Source organism: Lentzea aerocolonigenes, assembly GCF_000974445.1.
Classification (GTDB): Bacteria; Actinomycetota; Actinomycetes; order Mycobacteriales; family Pseudonocardiaceae; genus Lentzea; species Lentzea aerocolonigenes.
In genome coordinates, this window is the sequence record NZ_BBOJ01000043.1 from 1 (window position 1) to 21,938 (window position 21,938).

Annotated in this window: 23 protein-coding genes; 7 read left to right on the forward strand and 16 right to left on the reverse strand. The window is 69.0% G+C overall.

The features are described 5' to 3' along the window. The 3 genes from AOM45_RS47645 to menD all read right to left on the reverse strand — a co-directional run. Window positions 1-506, reverse strand: a 506-nt coding sequence (locus AOM45_RS47645; RefSeq protein WP_156249785.1) for a Scr1 family TA system antitoxin-like transcriptional regulator, incomplete at its 3' end; no start/stop codon positions are given. A 143-nt stretch (window positions 507-649) separates the two neighbouring features. Further along, window positions 650-2,155, reverse strand: coding sequence for a M1 family metallopeptidase (locus tag AOM45_RS47650; protein ID WP_030473838.1), 1,506 nt, complete (start codon window positions 2,153-2,155; stop codon window positions 650-652). A 55-nt stretch (window positions 2,156-2,210) separates the two neighbouring features. Further along, the gene (gene menD, locus AOM45_RS47655) at window positions 2,211-3,785 is read right to left on the reverse strand and encodes a 2-succinyl-5-enolpyruvyl-6-hydroxy-3-cyclohexene-1-carboxylic-acid synthase (RefSeq protein WP_030473839.1); all 1,575 of its coding nucleotides are present in this window, start codon (window positions 3,783-3,785) and stop codon (window positions 2,211-2,213) included. Window positions 3,786-3,805: 20 nt separating this feature from the next. On the opposite strand from menD, the gene AOM45_RS47660 reads away from it, so the two are divergent. The 4 genes from AOM45_RS47660 to AOM45_RS47675 all read left to right on the forward strand — a co-directional run bounded on the left by AOM45_RS47660 (window position 3,806) and on the right by AOM45_RS47675 (window position 7,823). After that, complete coding sequence (locus AOM45_RS47660) at window positions 3,806-4,708, forward strand: 1,4-dihydroxy-2-naphthoyl-CoA synthase (protein WP_030473840.1); 903 nt, start codon at window positions 3,806-3,808, stop codon at window positions 4,706-4,708. After that, a complete protein-coding gene (gene menE / locus AOM45_RS47665) occupies window positions 4,708-5,739 on the forward strand; it encodes an o-succinylbenzoate--CoA ligase (protein ID WP_030473841.1) in 1,032 nt (343 codons plus the stop codon). Before AOM45_RS47660 ends, menE begins: the two co-directional genes overlap by 1 nt. A gap of 76 nt (window positions 5,740-5,815) precedes the next feature. After that, a complete protein-coding gene (locus AOM45_RS47670) occupies window positions 5,816-6,904 on the forward strand; it encodes a DUF8814 domain-containing protein (protein WP_030473842.1) in 1,089 nt (362 codons plus the stop codon). 46 nt (window positions 6,905-6,950) lie between these two features. Then, a complete protein-coding gene (locus tag AOM45_RS47675; RefSeq protein WP_030473843.1) occupies window positions 6,951-7,823 on the forward strand; it encodes a 1,4-dihydroxy-2-naphthoate polyprenyltransferase in 873 nt (290 codons plus the stop codon). A 9-nt stretch (window positions 7,824-7,832) separates the two neighbouring features. On the opposite strand, the gene AOM45_RS47680 is transcribed toward AOM45_RS47675, so the two are convergent. From AOM45_RS47680 to AOM45_RS47720, 9 genes are read right to left on the reverse strand one after another with little or no spacing between them, the layout of a single operon-like run. Further along, window positions 7,833-8,234 (reverse strand): hypothetical protein, encoded by a 402-nt coding sequence (locus AOM45_RS47680; protein ID WP_030473844.1) that lies wholly within the window; start codon window positions 8,232-8,234, stop codon window positions 7,833-7,835. Further along, the gene (locus AOM45_RS47685) at window positions 8,234-8,683 is read right to left on the reverse strand and encodes a hypothetical protein (RefSeq protein WP_051784792.1); all 450 of its coding nucleotides are present in this window, start codon (window positions 8,681-8,683) and stop codon (window positions 8,234-8,236) included. The genes AOM45_RS47680 and AOM45_RS47685 overlap by 1 nt, the downstream gene beginning before the upstream one ends. Before the next feature lie 3 nt (window positions 8,684-8,686). Then, window positions 8,687-9,658 carry a hypothetical protein gene (locus AOM45_RS47690; protein WP_030473846.1) on the reverse strand — a complete coding sequence of 324 codons (972 nt, stop codon included), beginning with the start codon at window positions 9,656-9,658 and terminating at the stop codon, window positions 8,687-8,689. Then, the gene (locus tag AOM45_RS47695) at window positions 9,655-10,074 is read right to left on the reverse strand and encodes a hypothetical protein (RefSeq protein ID WP_030473847.1); all 420 of its coding nucleotides are present in this window, start codon (window positions 10,072-10,074) and stop codon (window positions 9,655-9,657) included. The genes AOM45_RS47690 and AOM45_RS47695 overlap by 4 nt, the downstream gene beginning before the upstream one ends. Further along, on the reverse strand, window positions 10,071-13,280 hold the full coding sequence (locus AOM45_RS47700; protein ID WP_030473848.1) for a hypothetical protein: 3,210 nt from the start codon (window positions 13,278-13,280) through the stop codon (window positions 10,071-10,073). The genes AOM45_RS47695 and AOM45_RS47700 overlap by 4 nt, the downstream gene beginning before the upstream one ends. Beyond that, complete coding sequence (locus tag AOM45_RS47705; RefSeq protein WP_051784793.1) at window positions 13,277-13,582, reverse strand: hypothetical protein; 306 nt, start codon at window positions 13,580-13,582, stop codon at window positions 13,277-13,279. Before AOM45_RS47705 ends, AOM45_RS47700 begins: the two co-directional genes overlap by 4 nt. 55 nt (window positions 13,583-13,637) lie before the next feature. Continuing rightward, window positions 13,638-14,726 carry an L-cysteine desulfhydrase Cds1 gene (gene cds1 / locus AOM45_RS47710; RefSeq protein WP_030473850.1) on the reverse strand — a complete coding sequence of 363 codons (1,089 nt, stop codon included), beginning with the start codon at window positions 14,724-14,726 and terminating at the stop codon, window positions 13,638-13,640. Window positions 14,727-14,752: 26 nt separating this feature from the next. Beyond that, window positions 14,753-15,022, reverse strand: coding sequence for a DUF4229 domain-containing protein (locus tag AOM45_RS47715; protein WP_030473851.1), 270 nt, complete (start codon window positions 15,020-15,022; stop codon window positions 14,753-14,755). Window positions 15,023-15,026: 4 nt separating this feature from the next. Beyond that, entirely contained in the window at window positions 15,027-15,491 is a 465-nt protein-coding gene (locus tag AOM45_RS47720) for an Lrp/AsnC family transcriptional regulator (RefSeq protein ID WP_030473852.1), read from the reverse strand. A gap of 196 nt (window positions 15,492-15,687) precedes the next feature. On the opposite strand from AOM45_RS47720, the gene AOM45_RS50380 reads away from it, so the two are divergent. Then, window positions 15,688-15,894, forward strand: coding sequence for a BldC family transcriptional regulator (locus AOM45_RS50380; protein ID WP_030473853.1), 207 nt, complete (start codon window positions 15,688-15,690; stop codon window positions 15,892-15,894). A 57-nt stretch (window positions 15,895-15,951) separates the two neighbouring features. Beyond that, entirely contained in the window at window positions 15,952-16,119 is a 168-nt protein-coding gene (locus tag AOM45_RS52090) for a hypothetical protein (protein WP_086667950.1), read from the forward strand. Window positions 16,120-16,165: 46 nt separating this feature from the next. Here AOM45_RS52090 and AOM45_RS47725 read toward each other — a convergent pair whose 3' ends face one another. The 4 genes from AOM45_RS47725 to AOM45_RS47740 form a co-directional block, all read right to left on the reverse strand. Further along, entirely contained in the window at window positions 16,166-17,488 is a 1,323-nt protein-coding gene (locus AOM45_RS47725; protein WP_081902826.1) for a MinD/ParA family ATP-binding protein, read from the reverse strand. A gap of 103 nt (window positions 17,489-17,591) precedes the next feature. Further along, the gene (gene ccsB / locus AOM45_RS47730) at window positions 17,592-18,512 is read right to left on the reverse strand and encodes a c-type cytochrome biogenesis protein CcsB (RefSeq protein WP_030473855.1); all 921 of its coding nucleotides are present in this window, start codon (window positions 18,510-18,512) and stop codon (window positions 17,592-17,594) included. Next, window positions 18,512-19,987: a cytochrome c biogenesis protein ResB gene (resB, locus tag AOM45_RS47735; RefSeq protein WP_051784799.1), complete on the reverse strand. Its 1,476-nt coding sequence runs from the start codon at window positions 19,985-19,987 to the stop codon at window positions 18,512-18,514. The genes ccsB and resB overlap by 1 nt, the downstream gene beginning before the upstream one ends. Before the next feature lie 41 nt (window positions 19,988-20,028). Continuing rightward, a complete protein-coding gene (locus tag AOM45_RS47740; protein ID WP_030473857.1) occupies window positions 20,029-20,805 on the reverse strand; it encodes a cytochrome c biogenesis CcdA family protein in 777 nt (258 codons plus the stop codon). A gap of 128 nt (window positions 20,806-20,933) precedes the next feature. Here AOM45_RS47740 and AOM45_RS47745 point away from each other — a divergent pair, with 128 nt between their 5' ends. Further along, the gene (locus tag AOM45_RS47745; protein ID WP_030473858.1) at window positions 20,934-21,908 is read left to right on the forward strand and encodes a M64 family metallopeptidase; all 975 of its coding nucleotides are present in this window, start codon (window positions 20,934-20,936) and stop codon (window positions 21,906-21,908) included. Window positions 21,909-21,938: the final 30 nt, after the last annotated feature.

The following is a 21,938-nucleotide window of genomic DNA, read 5'->3' on the forward strand; positions in this document are numbered from 1 at the left end:
TCATGGATGTAGAACACGCAATCCGGCCGATCGTGCCGCCGCAAGATCGCCTGGCGGTCCATCCGAGCCTGCACGAGCGCTGGGATCTGCTCTTCGACGGTCATCCCGGCCGCTCGGCAGAGGCACTCGGCGTACCTGGCTGTTTGCAGGAGACCTGGCACGGTGAGCGTGTTGTAACTGAAGATCTTCGTGGCGGTCGACTCTGCCATCGCAACGGTGCGCAGATTGCCGGGCAGCTGCACGATGTATTCGTCGAACGCGTTGCGGTAGCGCCGTTTGAAGTCCTCGAAGAAGTCGATGTCCTTGCCGCACATCGTCAGGAACTGGACCAGGTCGATCTCGCTGGGCCGCGCCTTGCCGTGCTCGATGGTCGAGACCTTGCTGGGGTCCCAGCCGAGCTGGGCGGCCACCTGGGCGCCTTTGAGGTCGGTGCAGGTTTCGCGCAGCCGGCGCAGTTCGTCACCTAGATCCCGGCTGTACGCGGTGGATGGAGTGCTTTGCGACATCCACCGAAGCTATGACTTGGATCAGGTCCACGATACGGGCTCGTTCGGGTGAAAACGCTGACGCAGGGGTCCCCCCGAGCTGGGAACCCCTGCGTCATAACGTACTCAGCCGGTCTGACAGAAAATCGCCGTCAGACGAGCGGTCACTTGTGCGCGTCCAGCAGCTCGTGCGTCAGCTGGATCTTCGCCCGCGACTTCGGCTCAGCCGTCACCGACAAGGTCTTCGCGGCAGCCGCAGCCGAGTCACGTCCGGGTGCCTGCGCCGGCTTGCCCTTCGTGAACAGCCACGTCTGGAACAGCTCGTCGAGCTGCTGCCCCGACACCCGCTCCGCCAGCGCGATGAACTCCTCGATCGTGGCGTCCGAGTACTTCTTCTCGGCCGTCCACGTGCGAAGGATCTCGAAGAACTTCTCGTCGCCCACGGCCACGCGCAGGGCGTGCACGGCCAGCGCGCCGCGGTCGTAGACAGCGCCGTCGAACACCTTCGAGGCACCAGGGTCGCCGGGCAGAACGTCCCAGAACGGGCTGTCGGCCGGGTACAGGTCGTAGGTGAAGTCGGCGTTCTCCTGTGCCGTGCCCTCACCGATGTGCTCGGACCAGAGGAACTCCATGTAGGAGGCGAAGCCCTCGTTCAGCCAGATGTCGCGCCAGTGGTGGACCGACACCGAGTCGCCGAACCACTGGTGGCCGAGCTCGTGGGCGACGACGTAGGTGTTGGCGCCGCGGCGGAAGAAGGCCGTGTCGTAGGTCGGGCGGGTCTGGTTCTCCAGCGCGTAGCCGAGGTCGGGGGTGACCACGCCGCCCTGTGCCTCGAACGGGTACGGGCCGACGTTCTCCGTCAGGAACTCGATGACCTCGGGCGTGCGCTCGATGCTGGCCTTGGCGGCGTCGGCGTTGTCGCCGAGGCGCTCGGAGTACGCGTTGACCGAAGGCTGGCCGGAGGGCGTGGTCGACTGGCGGATCTCGAACTGGCCGATCGTCAGGAACGTCAGGTACGTCGCCTGCGGCTTGGTGCTGCGCCAGTTCCAGCGGGTCCAGCCGTTGATCTGGCGGGTCTGGCCGACGAACGTGCCGTTCGAGATAGCCTCGACGCCGTTCGGGACGGCGACGTTGACGTCGAAGGTGGCCTTGTCGGTCGGGTGGTCGTTCGACGGGAACCACCAGGAGGCGATTTCCGGCTCACCGATGGCCAGGGCGCCGTCGGTGGTCTTGGTCCACGCCGTGAAGCCGTTGCGGTCCTTCACCGCGGACGGCGTGTCGGCGTAGGTGACGACGATCGTGAGGTTCTGGCCCTTCCGCACGCCACCGCGCGGCGTGAGGATCAGCTCGCCGTCGTCGGAGACGAACGAGGCCGGCACGTTGTTCACCCGGACCGACTTCACCTTGAGCAGGAAGTCCAGGTTGAACTGCGTCAGGTCCTCGGTGGCCTTCGCCAGGATCGTCGTCGTGCCCGACAGCTGGTCGCCGTCCGGGTTGTAGTTGAGCCTGATGTCGTAGTGGGAGACGTCGTATCCGCCGTTGCCGTACCCCGGGAAGTACGGGTCACCGGCGCCAGGTGCACCCGGAGACGCGGCCAGCGCCGTCCCCGCGAAGAGCGTCATCGCGGCCGCGGACGCCACCGCGGCCGTCGCCTTGGATCTGATCGACATGCGCGGGACGCTATCCACACGTTTGCGGCACGAACCACCGACTTACGTATGTTTCCTATCTGCTGAAAACCGTTGACACAGTCGACTTGAGACGTTGGTGCAACACGCGCAGTTCGTCACGTTTTGCCTGCACTTCGACCACTTGGAGGCCCTCGGGTGACGCAAGTGCGCTACGGAACTCCTCCTGGCCGTCCACTGTGGAGTGCGAAATTCGGTAGCCCGCGCACAAAGCGGTCAGATCCGCGCCGTGCGGCGTTCCGAAAATCCTCTCGAAACTGCGGCCGTACTCCGGGGCGCCCTGTTCCAGCAACGAAAAGATCCCGCCGCCGTCGTCGTTGAGCACGACGATCGTCAGGTCCGGTACGCGGTCGGCCAGCAGGCCGTTGCTGTCGTGCAGGAACGTCAGGTCGCCCATCAACGCGTAGGCGGGCCCCTGGTGGTTCAGGGCGAGCCCGATGGCCGTGGACACGCTCCCGTCGATGCCCGCGGCACCGCGGTTCGCGTGCACGGTGATGTCCGGACGCCGCTCGCCTGCGAAGTCGACGTCGCGGATCGGGTTGGACGAGCCGACGAACAGCAACGAGCCCGAGGGCATCGCCTGGGTGAGGTCGCGCGCGACGTGCAGGCCGGTCGGCCACGGCTCGGCGTCCAGGAGTTCGTCGACGGCGGCGCTGACGTTCTTGACCGCGCTCTGCCACGCCTGGAGCCACTCGGCGTCGTGCTCGGACGGTTGGGGCAGCCAGGTCGACGCGCGGGTGGCGGTGAACTGCGTGTCCGGCCAGAAAGCCTGGTCACCGACGGCGTGGACGATCTCGGTGTCCTTCAGCAACGCCTGCTGCCCCCTGGACAGCGTCACGCGGCCGACGACGAGCACCGCGTCCGGCCGCAGGTGCTCGGGCAGGCCCGCGTTGAGCAGCAACGTGCCGTGCCGCAGGCCGTTCGGTGCGGTCGGCTCTGCGATCACCGGCCAGCCGAGCTCTGCCGCCCTGCGGAGGCGTTCCGGACGGTCGTCGCCGAGCAGCACCAGCGTGCGCGCGGGCAGCTCGGACGGGCGGGTCTCGACGGTGACCGTGCGGTCGGTCGCGGTCCACGGGCCACCGCGGGCGGACACCGGCCACGCGTCGTCGGAGGGCGTGAGCGGCGGGCGGAACGGCACGTTGACGTGCGACGGGCCGTCGGTGGCGATGGCGCGGCAGACCAGCGAACGCGTGGTGGGCTCGTCGGCACCCTCCGGCATGTGCAACGTCGGGATGCCGAGGAGGTCGTGCTGGTTGATCGTCTGGCTCGCCCCGGCGCGGTAGAGGTCGACCGGGCGGTCGGCGGTGAGCGCGATCAACGGCACGTTCGTCAGCTGCGCCTCGATGACGGCCGGGTGCAGGTTCGCGACCGCGGTGCCGCTGGTGCACGTCACGACGGCGGGCGTGCCCGTCTTGGCGAGGCCGAGCGCGAGGAACCCCGCGCTGCGCTCGTCGATCCGCACGTGCACCGTGAGCAGGCCCTCCTGTTCGGCCTGGTGCAGTGCGAACGACAGCGGGGCGTTGCGCGAACCTGGGGAGAGCACGACGTGGCGGACGCCGTTGCGGACCAGTTCGTCGACGATCACCCTCGCCTGCGTCGTGGACGGATTCATACCGCCTAGAGTCTCAGATCGTGGCAGACCAGGAGCTCTTCGACCCGTCGCTGTGGAAGTCCGTCGAGGGCTTCGACTTCACCGACATCACCTACCACCGCGCCATCGACCAGGGCACGGTGCGCATCGCGTTCAACCGGCCCGAGGTGCGCAACGCGTTCCGGCCGCACACCGTGGACGAGCTGTACCGCGCGCTCGACCACGCGCGCATGTCGTCCGACGTCGGCTGTGTGCTGCTGACCGGCAACGGCCCCAGCCCCAAGGACGGTGGCTGGGCCTTCTGCAGTGGTGGTGACCAGCGCATTCGTGGCCGCAGCGGCTACCAGTACGCGTCCGGCGAGACCGCGGACACCGTGGACCCGGCGCGGGCGGGACGGCTGCACATCCTGGAGTGCCAGCGCCTGATCAGGTTCATGCCGAAGGTCGTCATCGCGGTCGTGAACGGCTGGGCCGCGGGTGGCGGGCACAGCCTGCACGTCGTGTGCGACCTCACGCTCGCGAGCGAGGAGCACGGGAAGTTCAAGCAGACCGATGCGGACGTCGGCTCGTTCGACGGTGGCTACGGGTCGGCCTACCTCGCGCGGCAGGTCGGGCAGAAGTTCGCGCGCGAGATCTTCTTCCTCGGCCGCACCTACTCCGCCGAGGAGATGCACAGGATGGGCGCGGTCAACGCCGTCGTACCGCACGCGGAGCTGGAGACCACGGCGCTGCAGTGGGCGCGCGAGATCAACGGCAAGTCGCCGACCGCCCAGCGGATGCTCAAGTACGCGTTCAACCTGATCGATGACGGACTGGTGGGACAGCAGCTGTTCGCCGGTGAGACGACCCGGCTCGCGTACATGACCGACGAGGCCGTCGAGGGCCGGGACGCCTTCCTGGAGAAGCGCGACCCCGACTGGTCGAACTACCCGTACTACTTCTGATGATCGACGAGCTGCGCGCCGCGCTCAGCGGCGGAGAACCGCTGGTCGAGGGCCCGCTCGACGGCTGGGAGAAGCGGGCCGTGCTCGGCGTGCCCACCTCCGGGTCGACGGGCGAGCCGAAGACCGTGCTGCTCGACGCCGCGGCCCTCACCACCTCGGCGGAGGCCACCCACGAGCGGCTCGGCGGGCCCGGGACGTGGCTGCTGGCGCTGCCCACCAGCCACATCGCCGGGGTCCAGGTCCTGGTGCGGTCGATCGTCGCCGGCACCACGCCCGGCGTGCTCGACATGTCGAAGGGCTTCCGGGCCATGGGCTTCGCACAGGCCGCACGGCCGGTGCTCGCCCAGCCCGGACGCCACTACACCGCGCTGGTGCCCACGCAGCTCTCCCGGCTCGTCGTGGGTGAGGGCCCGGGCCTCGAGTCGTTGCGGCAGTTCGACGGCGTGCTGATCGGCGGCGCAGCCACCCCGCCGAAGCTCCTCCAGCAGGCGCGCGCGCTCGGCGTGCAGGTCGTCACCACGTACGGCATGAGCGAAACGGCCGGTGGGTGTGTGTACGACGGTGAGCCGCTTCGAGACGTACGCGTGCGCACCGACGACGTGATCGAGATCAGCGGACCGGTGCTGGCGCTGGGCTACCGCGGCAACCCCGAGCCGTTCGGCGAGTGGTTCCGCACCGGTGATCTCGGGCGGCTGCGGGACCGGCGGCTGGAGGTGCTGGGCCGCGCCGACGACGTGATCGTGACGGGCGGCGAGAAGGTGCCTCCGGTGCTGGTGGAACGGGCCCTGTCGACCGTCGAGGGCGTGCTGGAGGCGTGCGTCGTGGGCGTGCCGGACGACGAGTGGGGCCAGGTCGTGGCCGCGGTCGTCGTTGCTCGCGGGGTGGAGCCTTCCGTGGACGAACTGAAGGCCGCCGTCGCGGACGCCGTGGGGAGGGAGGCGGCGCCGAAGCTGGTGCGATTCGTGTCCGAGCTGCCGTTGCGGGGACCGGGCAAAGTCGACAGAACGGCTGTAGCGGACCTATTTAGGTGAACCTTTACCGCTGAGGACGACTCTCCCCGCGAAGCGCGCGGACCCCACCGCGCGCGTTGGCGATGGGGGTTTTCTCATGCGCTACCTGTTACCGCTGGTCGTCGGAGCCACGTTGGTGGTCGGACTGGCCTCTCCCGCCCAGGCGGCCGGCAACGAGTGGTCCGCCGACCTCAGCGGCCACGCCGTCACCTGGGGCGGTTCTCCCCGGACGGGCCTGATCGAACTCGGGTCGCACAGACTCGCTCAGCCCGCCAACGCGGTCACGGCGGCGGTGACCGGCGACGGCGTGGTCGACGTGCGCGGTCTGCGTCCGGACGGTCAGTGGACCGAGTGGCTCCAGGCGCCGGCCACGTTGCCGGTGACCACCTCGACCGTCCAGACGCGCGTGGTTCTCAGCGATGGCAAGGCGTCGCACGTGAAGCTGTCGGCTTCCAGCGTGCCCGCGGCTTCGGAGGACGTTTCCGTTGCTGCTGCTGGACGTTCGTACCGGGTGTACGCGACGCGTGAGGGTCTTGTCGGTGGCACGACGGCGAACGGGCACACGATCCGTTCGCGCGACCACTTCGTGGCGTTGCCGTCGCGGCGTGGCCTGGCGCCCAACAACTCCGGCAGCTACAGCGTGCAGATCTGCGCGTCGAACGGCCGTTGCGAGTGGGCGCCGGTCTGGGACGTCGGCCCGTGGAACACCAAGGACGACTACTGGAACCCGTCCTCGACGCGCGAGATGTGGAAGGACCTGCCGCAGGGCAAGCCGGAAGCGCAGGCCGCGTACGAGAACAACTACAACGGCGGCAAGGACCAGTACGGGCGTGAGGTGGCGAACCCCGCCGGCATCGACCTGGCCGACGGCACGTTCTGGGACGGCCTCAAGCTGACCACGAACTCCTGGGTGACCGTGACCTACCTGTGGACCGGCTCCGGTCCTGTGGGGACGGTGCGCACCTCCGCCGCCAACGGCACGGTGAACGTCCGCAGCGGCGCGAACTCCGACACGTCGCAGGTGGGTCTGGCCGCGAACCACGCCCAGGTCAGGGTCACGTGCCAGCTCACGGGCGAGTCGGTGACGGGTACGCAGGGCACCTCGAACGTCTGGTACCGCATCGCGTCCGGCAAGCACATCGCCAAGGCCTACGTGGCGGGCGTCTCCGGAGCGACCAGCTGCTGATAGGCCCGTTGGCGGGTCCTCAGTGGTCATGGCGGAGGATGGAGGCATGGCCTCAGTCGTCCAGTGGATCCAGGGGACCCGCCCCCGCACCCTGCCGAACTCGATCGCACCCGTGATCGTGGGCGCGGCGGCGGCACACCACATCGACGAGTTCAAGCCCGTCTACACGGCGTTCGCCCTGCTCGTCTCGGTGGCGTTGCAGATCGGCGTGAACTACGCCAACGACTACTCCGACGGCATCCGCGGCACCGACGACAACCGGGTGGGGCCGTTCCGCCTGACCGGTTCCGGTGCGGCCGAGCCCTCCAAGGTGCGGCTGGCGGCGTTCATTTCGCTCGGCATCGGCGCGCTGGCGGGACTCGCGCTGGTGGCGCTGTCCGGGTACTGGTGGATGATCGCGTTCGGCGCGGTGTGCATCGCCGGGGCGTGGTTCTACACCGGAGGCAAGCGCCCGTACGGCTACGCGGGCCTCGGCGAGATCGCGGTGTTCCTCTTCTTCGGCCCGGCCGCGGTGCTGGGCACGCTGTACGTGCAGACCGGTGAGATCACCGGGATCGGCATCGGCGCGTCCATCGCGATGGGGTCGATCTCGGCCGCGGTGCTGGTGGCGAACAACCTGCGCGACATCCCCACGGATGCCGTGTCGGGCAAGCGGACCCTGGCCGTCGTGCTGGGCGACAAGGACACCCGCCGGCTGTACCTGGCGCTGGTGGCCGTGCCGTTCCTGATCGCTCTCGGCATGACCGTGCGGGTGCCCTACGCGTTGCTGGGGTTCCTCGCGGCACCGGTGCTGCTGCCCGCAGTGCGCCGGGTGGTCGCCGGGCGTGGCGGCCGCGACCTGATCCCGGTGCTGCAGTTCACCGGGATCGCGATGCTGGCCTGGGCGGTCCTGGTCAGCGCCGGTCTGTTCCTCGACTGAGGCCCTGGGCTACCAGGCGTCTTCGGTGAACTGCGTCGGCTCGTCGTCCTCGGTGCGCGCGGGCCGGCGCGGCGGTGGTGGCGGGGCCGCCTCGCCCTTGATCAGCTCGTCGAGCCTCGCGCGGTCGGCCTCCAGGGCCTGACGCACCAGCGGATCGTGGCTGGCCTCGCCGGTGAGGACCTGCCGCCAGCTCAGGCCCGCGCCGCGCGCGATGCGGTCGGCGAGCTGGCGCATCGCCGGTGAGGCGTCGCTGGACTTGGCGAACTGCATGACCCTGCGGATGTCCTCAGTGGACGGTTCCCTGGCCTTGAGCCCCTGCTGGGCGGACCGCATCGCGCGGTCCGTCTCGGCGACGGCGTTCGTCAGGAAGTCCTCCGCCGCGAGGATGTCCGGTGTCCGCCAGGCCGTCATCACCACTTGTCCTCCGCGAAGATGTCGGGGTCGTTCTCGTCACCGTCGTCGCCCCGGCCTCTGCGCGGACCCTGCGCGTTCATGATCTCGTCGGCGGTCATGCCCTCCTGAAGCATCTGGAACGCCTGCTTCATCTTCTTGACGTTCTCCTGCTGCATGGCCTGCACGTCGGGGTCCTGGGCGGCCTTGCCGGAGACGACGTCCTCCCACGAGAACTCGCCCGCGTCCACCTTGCGCTTCAACGCTTTCAGCGCTTCCGGCGCGTCCTTCTCCTGCGCCGCGCGTTCGACCTGCTGGGCGATCGCCTTGAAGTCGACGGGCGGGATCGGCGGCAGCGGCGTGTCCTTGAGGCGGTTCGCGAGGTCCTGCGCCTCCTTGAACCGCGCGTCGACCTGGGCCTCCGCCGCGCGCAGCTCCGGCGTCTTCCAGCTGTCGTTCGGGGTGGTCATCTGCTAGTTCTCCCTGCCGAAGAGACCGCGCTGGATCGGCCTCGCCTCGCCGCGGATGTCGCTCACCTCGGCGCGTTGGGCGAGGGTGCGCCACTGCCGGAAGTCTACTTCGGACAGACCGAGCTGCTGGGCCGTTTCGTAGTTCTCACCGACGAAGTGCAGCACGGCCTGGTCGCCCAGGACGCCGATGATCTCGAACTCGGCTCCCCGGTACGTGCAGAGCGTGCGGACGAGCTGGAGGTCCTCGACGACCGCGTCCGGCACCTCGAGGAACCCCTCAGCGAAGTCCGGCGGTGTGGGCTGACCGGCCAGCGGGTGCAGCAGGACAGAGCCGGGCGTGGTCCCGAAGTCGACGTCGAAGTCCTGGCCGCGGTACCTGCCGATCAGTCCACGACGGACGGTCGGCCGCAGCGGAACCGGTGCCTGCCAGTACCTTCCGGGCCCGAAGCCGACGTCACCGGTGGGGATCCAGCCGGTCTGGCGGTTGACGTACTTGCCGACGCTGCGCCCCTCGCCGTTCGGCTCGAACCGCCACAGCTCGGTGCCCGCGGGGAGCTCGGCGAGCTCCATGACGTACTCGGGGATCGGCTGCGAGCTCGGGGTGTAGCCGGTGCCGGTGAACGGCAGCGGGTAGACGCGCGTCGTGCCCATCTTCTGCGCGCCTTCGAGCGTCGGCCCGCCGAAGCTCGTGTCGAAGATCTCCGTGGTGTGGGCGAGGAAACGCAGCAGGTACTGCGTGCCCTTCGGCCAGTCGGCGACCTTGTCGACGCCGAACGCCTCGGCGAACTGATCCGACGTGCCCTGCGGGAAGTCCTGCCCGCGCGTGACGAACCCGGCGGCGCGGTGCGGCTCGAACTTGCCCGGCACGACGACGTTGCCCAGGTAGAGCTGCGCGATCGCGGGGTGCACGATCTTCTGCAGGATCGTCTCCGGCCCGATGCCGGCCGCCTTGCGCACGGCCTGTGGGGTGCTCATGCCGGGTTGTTCTCCTTCCACCGCGCCAGGAAGTCGGTGCGGTCGACCTGCACGTCTGCGAGCTCGTCGACGTCGAGCGTGGCGTGGTAACCGTTGTACTGGTCGCCTTCGAGACCGTTCTCCGCCGCCCAGACGTACTCGCCGCCCGCGTACCCGGCCTCCGCCTCGCCGTTGTCGATTTTGACGACGTTGAACGGCTGCCCGCGCCAAGTAGCGGTGCAGGTCTCGCGGTACCAGGCGTCGAGTTCCGTGACGGCAACCGTCTTGAGCTCACGGTTGCCGTACGTCTGGAAGCCTTCTTGGTTCGCGTAGGTGACGCCTGGAACCTTGCGGATCCAGACGTGGTCCGGGCCTTCCGCACCCGCGAAGAACACCTCGCCGCGGTACTCGGCCATCTCCTGGGAGTACTGGGTCATGGAATCTTCGTCCAGCCACCGAACTTGCGGTCGTACACGGCGTGCAGTTTCTCAGTTCCGTCCGCGTTGACCTGCCAGATCTCGGCACGATCCGGCAACGGCGTGCCACCGTCGACACGCCACTCGGGCACACCGCCCATCGTGTACCCGGTGCCGGTGAAGGGGTCGTACCCGTCGTAGACCTTGGACGAGCCGCCCGCCGCCGCCATCTGCTTCTGGCTGGCCTCGTAGTGCGCCTGCTCCTGCGGCGACGCGTAGTCCGCCACGTCCTTCTTCGGCCCGCCGAACGGCACGTTGTGCGCATCGGCGTTCTGGTCCGTGACCTCGTACCGCAGCTGCATGGCCGACGGCGCGCCGTCCGGGATCGGCGTCCAGCCCTTGCCCTTGTCGTCGAGGGCGAGCCCGTCCCGCAGCCCGGCCGGCGTGTTGATGTCGACGACGTCCTGCCCACGTGCGACAGAACCGCCCAACTGCCCCTGCCAGGTCTCCTGCTTGCTGCCCGCAGCGTGCGGGGTGTCGGGCAGATAGGTGCTGAGCGCTTGCTGGTTCAACGCCTTGGTGACGATGTCGCCGGTGCCGACCTTGATCTGGTTGCGGACGTCGGCCACGTGCTGGGCCTCGGCCGCGCTGAGGTCGGTGGAGAGCTTCTGGCTGAGCTCGACGTACCGGTCCCTGTCAGCCTGGTTGGGCAGGATCTGCTCGAGCTGGTGCTGGTAACCCTGCCCCTGCGCAGCCATGGCCGCGGCGTCGAAGTGCCCCTTGAGGTCGGGCCCGCTGGGGGCGGGGTTGCTGTTGCCGCCGTCGCCGTCGCCGGTGTGGCCCGGGGATGCGTCGTCGGTCTGCAGCTTGGGGTCGGTGTCGTGGGCAGGCGGGGCGTCGTGGTCGGGCTGGGGGTCGTGGGGTTTGACGTCGTCGGCGCCGCTGGTGTCGGTGTCGTGGGGCTTGTCGGTGTCGGCTCCGTCGTGCGGCTTGGTGTCGCCGTCGTGCGGCTTCGTGTCGGTGTCGTGAGGCTTCGCGTCGCCGTCATGGGGCTTCGTGTCGGTGTCGTGAGGCTTCGCGTCGTGGGACTGGCCGTCGGTGTGGGGCTTGTCGGCGGCGTCGTGCGGCTTGGTGGCGTCGTGGGGCTGGCCGTCCGCGTCGTGCGGCTTGGTGCCGGAGTCGTGCGGGGTCGTGTCGTGGGGGCGCGGGCCGGACGGGTCGTGCGGCGTCGTGCCGCCTGAACCGCTGGGCGTCGAGTGGTCCGGGCTCGGGTGTCCGGGCAGGCCACCGCCGGAGCTCGGCGACGGGTGCCCGGGAGGCGAGGGAAGTCCTCCGCCGGCGCTCGGGGATGGGTGTCCGGGAGGCGAAGGCAGACCGCCGCCGGTACTCGGGGACGGGTGTCCCGGAGGCGACGGGAGGCCGCCGCCCGTGGAGGGAGCGGGGGCCGTTGCCGTGCCGGAGCTTGCGCTGGGGTGTTCGGGAGGCGTGGGCAGGCTGCCGGAACCACCAGGCGTCGGGTGCGCGCCAGGGCCTGACGGGTGAGCGCCGGAGTTCGGAGGAGTCGGCAGACCACCGCCGGCGCCACCCGGATGCGTGCCGCCGGAACCTGGGGTCGGGTGCGAACCAGCAGAACCCGGAGTCGGGTGCGTGCCAGCAGAACCCGGAGTCGAGTGCGCGCCACCCGGATGCGTACCGCCGACGCCCGGCGTCGGGTGCGAACCGGCAGAGCCCGGAGTCGGGTGCGTGCCCGCGCCCGACCCGTGGCTACCGGTACCCGAGGGTGAGGTCGGCAGGCCACCAGGCCTCGCCCCTCCCGAGGCCGGCGTCTGGCCGGGCGCGGTCGGGAGGCCCGACGCGCCGTGTCCGGGAGGCGTGGGCAGACCGGTCGGGGGCTTTGCCTGCCCGGACGGGGTGCCTGCGCTCGGGAAGGCCGGGACGCCGGAGCCGCCCGGACGTGAGCCCGAGCTCCGAGTCTGATCGCCGCCTCCACCGGGAGCCATGGGAGCGCCCATCGGCATCGCGCCGCCCATGGGCGTCTGGGAGTGGGTCGGCGGGGCCGCGGTGGGAGCTGCGCCTGCCGCGTGAGTCGTGTCCAGGCGCGGCGGGGTGCCTGCGGGGGCGCCGCCGGAGCCTGCGTGACCGGTCGGGACGCCGGCAGGCGCGTGACCACCGGTAGGCACGCCACCGGTCGGCACGCCACCGCCACCACCACCGCCGCCACCCGAACCCACCGACGGCGGCGCCGACACGGCAGGGCCCCCGACCGCCGCGGCGTGCGTGGCAGGGGCGTCGGAGCCGTGCAGAGTCGGGGGCGCCGACACCGGAGCACCGCCCGGAGCCACGGACGTGACCGCGGCCGCCTTGGTGCCGTCGTCAGGCGAACCCGGCGGCGTGTAGACCTCGCGGACCTTCGAGCCGATGTCGTGGCCGCGGTCGGCGATCTCGGTCGCGGAGTCCTTGATGGACGTCATGTCGTCGTGGATGTCGTTGACCGCGTTGCGGACGTCACGACCGGCCTCGGCCACCTCCTGGGTGGCGTTCATGGCCTCGGCGAGGGTGTCGGCGTCCTTCAGCTTGCCGATGGCCGAGAACACGCGGCCGACGGCGTCGAAGAGCGCCTTCACGTCCGAGATGAGCTTCTGGACCGTGTCGATGATGTCCATCACGCGCCGGTAGATCTGGTACGCGTTCCAGACCATCTCGGCTGCCTTGATCCAGCCCGCCAGCGGGATCCAGACGGTGGCGGCGGCTTCCAGCAGCTTGTTGACCAGGTAGTCGAGCAGCCGCGCGGCCTGCTTGCCCAGGGCCTCGGCGCCCGAGGCGACCGTGTCGAAGCCCTTGGCGATCAGCTGGGCCACGCCCATCTCGGCGAGCAGGCCGGCCTTCCAGCCCAGGGCGATGTACTTCTCGTGGGCACGTGCGGCGTCGCCGTCCCAGTGGCCGCGCACCTTGCCCACGGCGTCGGTGAGGTTGTACGAGACGTCGTTCATCGCGTTGCCGACCATGCGCCACGCGTCGCCGTCGGCGCGGATCTTCGTCCAGTCACCGGTGATCGGCGTGATGATCGTGGCGACCAGCGACTCGCCGGTGACCGCCTCGAACACCCAGTTGACGGCCTGCACGCCCCAGCCCTGGTCCTGCAGGACGTCGTTGAGCGAGGCTCTGTCGATCTCCGGCTGCTTCAGGGACGCCACGACCGGGCGCGGGTCCGAGTAGGAGGTGGTCACTTGAGCAGCCCCCCGAAGATCACCATCTGCGCCCGGTCCACGTCCTCGTAGACCTGAGCCGTCGCGTCCACCGCCGAAGCCGTGCCCTCCAGCTTCGACTTGCCGTAGTCGAGCGTCTCGTCGAACAGCGCGCGCACGACGTCCACGCCCGGCTGGAGCAACGAGAGCAGGCCCGTGAAGCCGCCCTTGTCGCACGCCGTGGCGTGGACGTACTTGCGGATCGTCTCGAACTCTTGGGCTTCGGTGCGCAGGTACTCGGCGTACGCGCGCAGCTCGGCCGCGTCGGTGAACAGCGACGACACAGCGTCCCCCCTGCGGACTCAGGTGCTCAGGTCACGCTGTGACGCAGAACTCTCGTCACCAGTTCCCCGTGCGGTGGAAGTTGTTCAGGCGTTCGAGACACGGATCGAGATCCATGTCCTGTGCAGCTACCCATGAGTCGTCGTAATAGGTGTTCGCGTAACGCTCGCCGCCGTCACAGAGCAGAGTCACCACGCTGCCGCGGGTGCGAGACTGCCGCATCTCGGCCACGATCTGGAACGCTCCCCACAGATTCGTACCGGTGGAACCGCCGACCCGCCGCCCGAGCAGGTCCTCCACGTACCGGATGGTCGCCACGGACGCCGCGTCCGGCACCTTGATCATGCGGTCGATCACCTGACCGATGAACGACGGCTCCACCCGCGGCCGCCCGATGCCCTCGATCCGCGAGCCACGCGTGCCCACCAGGTCGGGGTTGCCGTCCCGCCACGCGTCGAAGAACACCGAGTGCTCGGGGTCGACGACGGCCAGACGGGTGGTCAGCTTCTGGTAGTGGATGTACCGGCCGACGGTGGCCGACGTGCCGCCCGTGCCCGCCCCGACGACCACCCAGTCCGGTTCCGGCGACGGTTCGAGCTTCATCTGGTCGAAGATCGACTCGGCGATGTTGTTGTTGCCCCGCCAGTCGGTCGCGCGCTCGGCGTGCGTGAACTGGTCCATGAAGTGGCCGCCGAGCTCGGTGGCCAGCCGCCGCGACTCGTCGTAGATCGCCGACGGCTCGTCGACGAAGTGGCACCTGCCACCCTGCCGCTCGATCAGCGAGACCTTCTCCGCCGAGGTCGAGCGGGGCATCACCGCGATGAACGGCAGCCCCAGCAGCCGCGCGAAGTAGGCCTCCGACACCGCCGTGGAGCCGGAGGAGGCCTCGATCACGGGCGTGCCGCCGGTGATCCAGCCGTTGCAGATCGCGTAGAGGAACAACGACCGCGCCAGCCGGTGCTTCAACGAGCCCGTGGGGTGCGTCGACTCGTCCTTCAGGTAGAGGTCGATGCCCCAGTCGAGCGGCAGCGGGTAGCGCAGCAGGTGCGTGTCCGCGCTGCGGTTGGCGTCCGCCTCGATGATCTTGACGGCTTCGCACACCCAGTGCCTGGTCCTGCTGCAACAACGGTCAACGGAGGTACTCACAGCGGCACGATAGCCGCGCAAACGGCCTAAGCCTGAGTGACAGGACCTTCGTCACCACGCAGTTCGGACCGGAGCTTGTCCCGCTCGGCCTTGCGTGCCGCCTGGTGTTCGTTCAGGCCGGCCGCGACGCGCTGCCGCAGCCCCTTGAAGATGAACAACGACGCGGGCAGCGCCACGACCACGCCGACCGCGAGCGCGGGCAGCAAAGGAACGTTGAACAACATGAGTGCGCCCGTCACCACCGCGACGAGACCGAGGCGGGCGAGAACGTAGAGCGTCACATCACGAGCCAGCACCCGTTCAGGTTACGTCGCCCGCTTCGTCACCGGTGTTCGGGCGCCCCTCGAACCGCGTGGACAGCACCACGGTCGTGCGCGTGCGGGCCACGCCGTGGATGCGCCGCAGCCGCCCGAGCGAGCGCTCCAGGTCGTCCACGGTCGCCACCCTGACCTTCACGATGAACGACTCGTCGCCCGCCACCCGGTAACAGGACTCGACCTCGACGAGCTCGCTCAACGCGTCCGCGACCTCGTTGTCGTCCGCGATGTCGGTGGGGTGGATGCCGATCAGCGCGGTGACGCCCAGGCCGACCGCGCTGGGGTCGACGACCGCGTGGTACCCGACGATCACACCGCTGGCCTCGAGCTTCCCGACCCGCTCGTGCACGGCGGAGGCGGACAGGCCGACCTGCCTGCCGAGGTCGGCGTACGTGGCCCGTCCGTTGGCGCGCAGTGCGGCGATGATCTGTCGATCAAGAGCATCCACCCGCGACACCTTAGTCCTGAGAGTACGCGGGGAGCTTTCGTACTCCAGGAGAGGACGCGGGGGCCCCGCGTACAGCGAACCATGTCCGAATCGCGCCGGTCGTCCCTTACTACCTCTTTACCAAAAAACAAGCGTTCGAGTACCTGATGGGTCAGATGCCACGATCGGACCGGAACGTCTGATCTGAGGAGGACGAGTGACTGCAGCCACCGAGCGGCTCTTGACGCCTGGGGAAGTCGCCAATCTGTTCCGGGTCGACCCGAAGACCGTGACCCGATGGGCCACTGCAGGTCGCATCGGCTCGATTCGCACCCCTGGAGGACATCGCAGGTTCCGTGAGACCGAGGTGAAGGCTCTGCTTTCGGAGCTGACGACCGAGGCGACTGAACCCGTCCGCCACTGAAACCGTAGTAATCCCTGTGCCGCGGGTAATCTCGTGGCAAAGGGAGGTGGCGACCAGATGATCTACCTGCTGGCGGTGATCGGTGCGCTCACCGTGGCTGTGCTCGTGTGGCGAGCGTTCGCCCCGCAGCATTCGGAGTACACCCCGGGCCGCAAGGTGATCGCCCCTGACGACGACCCGGAGTTCCTGCGCAAGCTCGACGAGCAGCGCAAACGCGACGAGTGACCGGAAAAGGGGCCCTGTCCTCAGGGCCCCTTTCGCCGTACGCGTCTCAGTTGTGCGGGAAGTCGTCCGCCACGACTGCGGCGAGTTCCAGCAACGCCAGCCGGGTCTCCGGCGCGAGCTGGTCCAGCGCGATCTCGGCGCCCTCTTCGAGGTGCTCGTCGAACGGCAGGCGGACCACGGCGCGGCACCGCTGCTGGAAGTGCGCCGCGAGCTTGTCTAGGTCGACCTTGCCCGACTTCGGGCGAACCGAGTTGATCACGCACACGGACTTCGCGACCAGATCGCGGTAGCCGTGCGCCTCCAGCCAGTCGAGCGTGGCCGCCGACGTCTGCGCGCCGTCGACCGAGCCGGACGACACGAGCACCAGCGAGTCGGCCTCGTCCAGCACGCCCTTCATCGCGGAGTGCATGAGTCCGGTCCCGCAGTCGGTCAGGACGATGTTGTAGAAGTGCTCCAGCAACGCCACCGTGCGGCGGTAGTCGTCCTCGCTGAACGCCTCCGACACGGCCGGGTCCTGCTCGGACGCCAGCACCTCGAGCCGCGCCGGCGACTGCGACGTGTACGCGCGGACGTCGCTGTACTTCGTGATCCGCGGGGCGTCGCGCAGCAGGTGCCGCACGGTCGCCGTGGTCTCCCTCGGGATCTTCAACGCCAGCGTGCCGCGGTCGGGGTTCGCGTCGACGGCGATCACCCGGTCACCGCGCAGCGACGAGAACGTCGAACCCAGCGTCGTGGTCGTGGTGGTCTTGCCGACGCCGCCCTTGAGCGACAGCATCGCAATCTTGTAGCACCCGCGCAACGGCTGGTTGATCCGCGCGATCAGCTCGCGCCGGCGCACGTCGGCAGGGCTCTCGCCGAGGTTGACGGCACCGCCGGTGATCGAGTGCAGCGACTTGCGCCAGCCCGACGTCGGCGGACGCTTCTCCTTCTTGATCAGCTGCTGCGACGAGACTTCCTGCGCGTGCGAGCGGTACGGCTGCTGCGGGAAGTTGTTGGGGAACGAGGAGCCGGCGAACTGGCCGTACTGGCTCGTGTTGTGGGGGCCGGACTGGCCGCCACCGACCGGATGAGCACCCGATTGGCCGCCGCCCACCTGGTACGGGCCGGACGCTCCGTCCACCGCGTACGAGCCGGACGTGGAGCCGGGCACGGGGTAAGGACCGGACGCGTTGCCGGGAACCTGGTACGGGCCGGAGGCGTTGCCGGGCACCTGGTAGGGGCCTGACTGGTTGCCGCCCACGTGGTACGGGCCTGATGGGCCGCCGCTGACGTGCTGCGGACCGGACTGCTGCGGGTCGAGGTAGGCCGTCTGCGGGTCGACGTACTGCGGGCCGGAGCCCTGTTCCTCACCCGGTGGTTGCCATGTCACCGCTGTGGCCCTCCCTGAGCAAGGAGGATCGAGACCTCCCCGACCCCCAGGTTGCGACGGTACGCAACCAGCACCGGTTCCATCGACCTGGGGGCTTAACTCGTTAGAGACCCGCGTACGAATGCAACCCGGTAGTGACCAAGTTGATGAAGAACAGGTTGAACACGTTCAACGCGAAGCCGACGACGTTGATCCAGGCGGCCCCACGGCCACGCCAACCGGCCGTCGCGCGCGCGTGCAGATACGCCGCGTAGACCACCCACGAGACGAACGCCACCGTCTCCTTGGGGTCCCAGCCCCAGAAGCGGCCCCACGCGGCCTCGGCCCAGATCGCGCCGAGGATGATGCCCGCGGTGAACAGCGGGAACGCGATCACGGTGGTCCGGTACGACATGCGGTCCAGCACGTCGGCGGACGGCAGCTTGGGGAAGCGGTCGGCCTTGCTGTCCTTGAGCAGGTAGAGGATCGACGTCACACCCGGAATCAGCAGCACGCCGGACGAGATCGAGATCACCGAGACGTGGATCACGAGCCAGTACGAGCGCAACGCCGGCTGGACGGGCGCGGACTCGGCGTAGAGGACCGTGCCGCCGAGGAACAGCAGCACGAGGATCGGCGTCAGCACGAACGCGCCGAGGCGGCGGATCGGGAACTTCGCCATCAGCACGATCCACGTCACCACCGCGGCGAGGCACAGCAGCGACATGTACTCGTACATGTTGCCCCAGGGCGCCCGGCCCGCGGACAGGCCGCGCATCACCAGCGAACCCAGGTGCAGCAGCGCGCCGAGCACCGTCAGCGCGGCGCCCATGCGGCCGATGCGCTCGGTCCGCGACAGCTCGCTCTTCGGCTCGTCGGTGAGGATGCCCGGGATCGGCGCACCGGCCCCGACCAGCGCCTTCTTGCGCGGCGCACGGGCGAACGCCTGCTCCACGGCGTAGAGCATGATCGCGAAGAGGTAGACGCCCAGCGCGCTGCGGTACAGCCAGTCGCTGTAGGTCGCGAGGGTCTCGTCAACCGGCATCAGGACTTCTCCTCGTTCAGCACCGCGCGGGCCAGCCGCGTGAACTCCTCGCCGTATCCTGCCTGGTCAGTGCGGGCCAGCCCGCCGACCTCGACCAACGTACGCCCGTCGTCCCGAGGGGTCGCACGCACCCACACCCTGCGGCGCTTGACGGTCAGCGAGACCCCGAGGCCGAGGATGATCAGGATGGCGAACACCAGCACGTACCCCTGTGTCGGGTCGTGCGAGACCTGCAACGACACCCAGTCGTTCACGGAGTCGAACCGCACCTTGGTGCCGTCGTCGAGCGCGATCTCCTCACCCAGCGCGAGGTTCTTGCGCGCGACCTTCTGCAACCGGCCCTGCTCGACCATGTTCATGTCGATCGAGAAGATCGACTGGCCGCGGCCGTCGTCCACGCCGAGATCACCGCGGTACACGTCGACGGCGACCATCGGGTTGTTCAGGGCGGGGTACTTCGAGTTCAGGATGCCGCCGTGCAGCAACGGCGTCGGCGCGAGCAGCCCGGTGACCGCGATCTGGTTCTTGCGCCGCTGCTCGGAGTCCGTCACGCCCGGCGGGTCGAACTTCGTCGCGCCCTCGGACGCCAGCGTGCGCTGGTCGGCAGGCAGCCACTGGATGCCCTGCGTGCGCTTCTCGCCGTTGGGGAACGTCACCGTGAACGTCGGCGTGTACCCGTGCCCGAGCAGGTAGACGCGGTCGCCGTCGGTCCGCAGCGGGTGGTTGACCTGGAGGTTGTACGGCTTCCAGGTGTTGGTCTGAAGATCTTCGCCCGACTGGTACCGGATGTCCGCCTGGTAGCCGACGGGCTGGCCGTTCTCGAGGTACTCGGCGGAGAACTTGCCGATCTCGACGCAGAACGGCGTGAGGTCCGTGCCGTCGATCCGCAGCCCCGGCCGGAACGAGTCGTAGTTGAAGATGCCGCCGTTGCAGAACTGCCCGCCGTCGGCCTGCACGATGACCTGGCCCTCGTAGCTGAACATCTTGCCCAGCGCGAACGACACCAGCAGACCCAGCAACGCGAAGTGGAAGACCAGGTTGCCGGTCTCGCGCAGGTACCCGCGCTCGGCGCTGACCGTGCCCTCGCCGGTCTCCATCCGCCACCCGCGCATCGCCTTCTTCGCCCGAGCGACGGCCTCCTCCGGCGTCACGTCGAGCTCGGCCTGCACGTGGTGCGGCATGCGGGAGAGGTTGCGCGGCGTCAGCACGGGCTTCGCGCGCATCTGCTTGAAGTACTCCCACGTGCGGGGCAGAAGACACCCGACGAGAGAGGTGAACAGCAACAGGTAGATCGCGGCGAACCACGGCGTGGCGTACACCTCGAAGAACCCGAGCTTGAGCAGCAGGTCGCCCCACCACCCGTGCTGGGCGACGTACTCGTCGACCTTCGACGCGTTCAACGACAGCTGCGGCAGCAACGCCCCCGGCATCGCCGCGAGCGCCAACAGGAACAGCAGGGTCAGCGCGGTCCTCATCGAGGTGAGCCCGCGCCACGTGTTGCGAAGGAAGGCGATCACTAGAGAGGCAGCCTCACGACGTCGACGAACGAGTAGCGCAGCCACCCGACGAACTCACCCCAGAGCCCGGTGACCAGTGCGACGCCCACCAGGATCAGCAACACACCACCGAACACCTGCACCTGCCGCGCGTGCGAGCGCAGCCACTTGGTGACGCCCAACGCCCACCGCGCCCCGAGCGCGAGCACCACGAACGGCAACCCGAGCCCCAGGCAGTACGCCAGCACCAGCACGGCCCCGCGCACAGTCGACGACCCGACCTCGGTGCTCCGGGCAACAGCCAGCACCCCGGCCAACGTCGGCCCGAGACAAGGCGTCCACCCGAGCGCGAACACGGCCCCGAGCACGGGCGCCCCGAACACCCCGGCCCGAGGCCTGGCGTGGAACCGCACATCCTTCTGCAGCGCGGGCACGAGTCCGAGGAACACCAGCCCCATCAGGATCGTGACGACGCCACCGATCCGCTGGAACAGCTCAGCGTTGAGGAACAAGGCATCCGAAGCGCCGAGGATCGCCATCGACGCCAGCGCGAAGACCACGGTGAACCCGAGCACGAACAGCAACGAGGCCCCAGCCACCCGCCACCGCCCCGCCGCAGCGGGTTCCTCGGCCTCCACCCGAGGCGCCTCGGCCCCCACCAGCCCAGCGAGATAGGCCAGATATCCGGGCACCAGCGGCACCACGCAGGGCGACGCGAAAGAGATAAATCCAGCGAGCAAAGCAACCCCGGTGGCCAGCAGCAACGGCCCGGAGATCGCCAGATCGGTGGGGTTCACACACCTCAGAGTAGGTAGTTGCCCGGATCACGTGAGCACCGGCATCACTTTTGACGCCGTCCTCACCAGCCCAGAACTACCTACCATTGCCTCTTGTGAGTGACATCACGGTTGCTTAGCGTCAGCGCATGCATCTTCCCCGGCTGCTCCTCCCAGCGCTGACGCTCACAGCGCTGGCCCTGTTCGCCCAGGTACCAGCCGGCAGCACCGCCCCGGCCATGGAATGGCGCGAGGTCTTCAACGAAGACGGCACCATCACCCAGGCCCTGACCCCGAAGGCTCCAGCCGAGACCACGACCTTCCGCGCCCTGGCCGCGGCCGAGGTCACCAAGATCCACGGCGACCGCGACCCGGCAGACGCCTTCGACCTGGTCTTCGTAGGCGACGGCTACACAGCGGACGACCTGGCGACCTACACCGCCAACGTGAAGAGCAAGTGGGACGAACTCTCCGCGGTGGAGCCCTTCGCGTCCTACAAGGACTACTTCAACGTCTGGCAGGTCAACGTGATCTCCACCGAGTCCGGAGTGGACCACGATCCGACCAGGGGCATCCTCAAGGACACCGCGCTGGACATGGGCTTCTGGTGCCAGGGCCGAGACGCGAACACAGAACGCCTCCTCTGCGTCAACGAAACGAAGGCCAAGGAGTACGCGGCCCAAGCCCCGCAAGCAGACCAGGTGATCGCCCTCGGCAACACCACCAAGTACGGCGGCGCAGGCGGCTCGGTGGCCACCGCCTCGGGCTCCAACGCCCAAGCGGGCCAGATCGCCATCCACGAGCTGGGCCACTCGATCGGCGGCCTGGCCGACGAGTACGACTACCCGTACCTCACCTACACGGGCACAGAACCGCGCGAGAAGAACGTGACCAAGGACCCCACCGGCGCCAAGTGGGGCGAATACCTGGGCAAACCTTCTCCAGACGGAGGCGTGATCGCCCCGCTGGAAGGCGCCAGGTACTACAAGAACGGCCTGTACCGCCCAACGGACAACTCGATCATGCGAACCCTGGGCAAGCAGTTCAACTCGATCGGCAGGGACGAAATGATCAAGGCCTTCAAGGCCAAGATCCCCTCGCTCACCACCCCCGCCGTTCGCTGACCGCACGCGGGGACCTCCCGTGCGCCAGGA

Coding starts and splice junctions, on each gene's coding strand:
- AOM45_RS47650 (WP_030473838.1), bottom strand. CDS start 2,155: ATGTCGATCAGATCCAAGGCGACGGCCGCGGTGGCGTCCGCGGCCGCG.
- menD (WP_030473839.1), bottom strand. CDS start 3,785: ATGAATCCGTCCACGACGCAGGCGAGGGTGATCGTCGACGAACTGGTC.
- menE (WP_030473841.1), top strand. CDS start 4,708: ATGATCGACGAGCTGCGCGCCGCGCTCAGCGGCGGAGAACCGCTGGTC.
- AOM45_RS47670 (WP_030473842.1), top strand. CDS start 5,816: ATGCGCTACCTGTTACCGCTGGTCGTCGGAGCCACGTTGGTGGTCGGA.
- AOM45_RS47675 (WP_030473843.1), top strand. CDS start 6,951: ATGGCCTCAGTCGTCCAGTGGATCCAGGGGACCCGCCCCCGCACCCTG.
- AOM45_RS47680 (WP_030473844.1), bottom strand. CDS start 8,234: ATGACGGCCTGGCGGACACCGGACATCCTCGCGGCGGAGGACTTCCTG.
- AOM45_RS47685 (WP_051784792.1), bottom strand. CDS start 8,683: ATGACCACCCCGAACGACAGCTGGAAGACGCCGGAGCTGCGCGCGGCG.
- AOM45_RS47690 (WP_030473846.1), bottom strand. CDS start 9,658: ATGAGCACCCCACAGGCCGTGCGCAAGGCGGCCGGCATCGGGCCGGAG.
- AOM45_RS47695 (WP_030473847.1), bottom strand. CDS start 10,074: ATGACCCAGTACTCCCAGGAGATGGCCGAGTACCGCGGCGAGGTGTTC.
- AOM45_RS52090 (WP_086667950.1), top strand. CDS start 15,952: ATGATCTACCTGCTGGCGGTGATCGGTGCGCTCACCGTGGCTGTGCTC.
- ccsB (WP_030473855.1), bottom strand. CDS start 18,512: ATGCCGGTTGACGAGACCCTCGCGACCTACAGCGACTGGCTGTACCGC.
- resB (WP_051784799.1), bottom strand. CDS start 19,987: ATGAGGACCGCGCTGACCCTGCTGTTCCTGTTGGCGCTCGCGGCGATG.
- AOM45_RS47745 (WP_030473858.1), top strand. CDS start 20,934: ATGCATCTTCCCCGGCTGCTCCTCCCAGCGCTGACGCTCACAGCGCTG.